Annotated in this window: 1 protein-coding gene; it reads right to left on the bottom strand. The window is 46.5% G+C overall.

Features of this window, described 5'->3' with window-relative positions; all coding sequences use genetic code 11:
* Window positions 1–599, bottom strand: a 599-nt coding sequence (locus ENN47_05560) for an alpha/beta fold hydrolase (protein HDP77640.1), incomplete at its 3' end; no start/stop codon positions are given.
* Between the last annotated feature and the right edge of the window lie 2,037 nt (window positions 600–2,636).

Raw genomic sequence — 2,636 nt, 5'->3', positions numbered from 1 at the left:
GGATTCTGTCCTGCAGCCAGCAAAGCGATTGTTCCACCCTGGCTCCAGCCCATTATCCCTGCTCGATGGCCGTCTATTCTCGGAAGACTTGCTGCGTAAGCGAAGGCGATATTCGTATCGTCCACAGCCGAAGTGAAGTTGTAATCGATGTAGTCTGCAGTACTCTCGCCATTACCAATGAAGTCGAAGCGGACACTGGCAATACCTGCCTCTGCGAGAGCAGGAGCTGCCAGGAGGTAGCCTCCGCCGGCTTCACTCTTGTCTGAACCGGTTCCATGAAGCATGACGACTATAGGAAATGGTCCATCGCCTTCAGGGATGCAGATAACGGCGGGAATATCATGATCGATATTGGGAATCATGACTGATATTTCCGTATACGCCGCAGGAATCTTCAATACCGTTCCCACCTGGAGTGCATACTCATCAGTGATTCCGTTGAGCTCGGCGATTTCCTTCCAGTCGACATCATAGGCCTTTGCAATCTCCCATAGAGTGTCTCCCTTTACAACAGTGTACTCGGTTTCGGCCGCCAGAAGCATGGTGCCAAGAAGCAAGACCAGAATTACTGCAAGAGGAGCTCTCCTCGTAACTTTCAATACACTCACCCCTTACACAAGGATTTGGTTTCAATTTCAGTATACACCCCCAGAAAAAAGACGATAAGACAAACATCTTTCTTTCAGGTTATTTGAGCAGCTGCCATTCTATAGTCCAGTTATCGTGGTTCTCATGCTTTACAAAGGCAGAGTTATTTCATTACCACGTCCGCAATTCCTTCTAATGCAGATGAAGCTCCTGGCAAGAATAGATTGCGAAAAAACCTAAGGCATCAATAGCATTCTCTTAGCTTTGGCAATCAGTATATGCTGCAAACTTGAACGGCGTAGTCGAATTCTTCTCCGTGCTTCATCCACAAGAGAAGGAAGGAATTTCCTCGTAAAGGAAACGTCCCTGCGATCAGAATTTCACTCGATTCAGAAACTTCAAGCAACTGGATTGTTTCTGATCCATCCAGTCTCATTGCCTTCAATTCGAAGGCATCTCCATAAACGAGCCATTCGCCACCGGGGAGGACCGCGCAAGAAGAAGCAACAAAGACAGTTCCCGGCTTGGAGACTGTTTCGTTCGATGTGCTGAACAATTCTATTTCATTATTCTCATCCACAAAGAAAACCGTCCCCTCTCCTTGAAGCCATTGCAGAGAATAAGTCGAGTATGTTATTCCGATCTGCATTCTGGATTGCACCTCGTTGTCGAGCACATACAATTGCCCTCTCGGCTCGCGAAACAGTCCATACCTTCCGGAGCAATCATGATCGAAGAACTCCGTTCCTTCGATCGCGTTATAAGAAAACTCCTCAAAGTCTCCCGAAGCGCCAATGACGATGCCATTTCCAGCATAAGAATAGATCAAGAGTCTTCCATCTGAGTCCCAGTCAAATCTATACCGTTCAGTTGAAACAATCTCCAATGCCTCAGCCGGAAGAGGAAAGATCTCAAATTCACCTGTAGAAAGATCGAGTATCCTGAATCTCGTAGAAGGATCACTACCCGGCCTCATCTCTATCATTAGCCTATTTCTGTCGGCGGATAGTTCAAACCTTTGGGAGGGATACCCATTCGATGTCACATCAAGCCAGATCAACTCTCCTCTTATCATGTCAGCCGGTCTTTCCACAATACTAAACTCCTCAGAATGAGTCTTGAAGTGAGATGAGTCGATTTCTTTCTTTATTACAAGGTTATCGATTCTGTTTCTCAGCTGAAGCTCTCTTTGATTTGACCATCTCGTGTACATGAGACCATAGCTTCTGAAGATCTCTTTTGCCTCCTCGACGGCCTTGTCAAGGGAGTTGATTAGTTCTTTCTTTCCCTCGGCAGTCACAAAAGTGCCTTCACTTTCGATTCTTGCCAGAGATGCTTCAATACTATCCAAACGTTGATTGAGATGCTCCTCAGCTGCTTCATAAGCCATTGTTCTTTTTTCAACCCTTTCCATGAAATCCATGAATTCTTCGCAGAGTCCTAAGGAGCCATTGAGATCCCCGGCTGCAAGTCCCATTACAAGAGGGTTATCCAGAGTAAGAGAAAAGGAAATTTGGGACTTCTGAATTGAGGTGTTCTTTATAGTATAACGAATGTTGTATGCTGGACTTCCTGCAATCGTGTTGTCAGGATGGTTCTCGCAGTCGAGAATCATTTCTGTGAATGCTTCCACTCTCGATTTCAGATCATATCTTGCGTCTTCTGGATCGGCCGACTCAAAGTCTGAAATTCTGAGGCTCGCGACGAGCTTGAGCTCTTCATTTCTGGAGATCAGGTCTCTCAAGAGTTCGCCCTCCGAGCTCTCGCTAGAGATGTCCAGTGAAGGAACTCCGTGGCGTTGTATATACTCCAGCTCTCTCTTCAGGAGGAACAGCTCATCTCTAAGCTCGACCCAGTAAGCATGCGACTCATCGACGGAATCTGTAATTGCCGCAGCTTCTCTCAGTTTGTATTGTGCCCGGTCGGTTGTGATCTCTTCGGACCACAAGTCTGCGATTGTCTGAACCATGCTCTGTATTCTCTCGGTCCAGTTTTCAAGGTACTTCTCCTCAAGCTCGATGAAATCACTCGTCACAATAGCTGATAAG

It is taken from the genome of Mesotoga infera (assembly GCA_011045915.1).
Classification (GTDB): Bacteria; Thermotogota; Thermotogae; order Petrotogales; family Kosmotogaceae; genus Mesotoga; species Mesotoga infera_D.
This window is presented reverse-complemented; position numbering and strand designations above follow the sequence as displayed.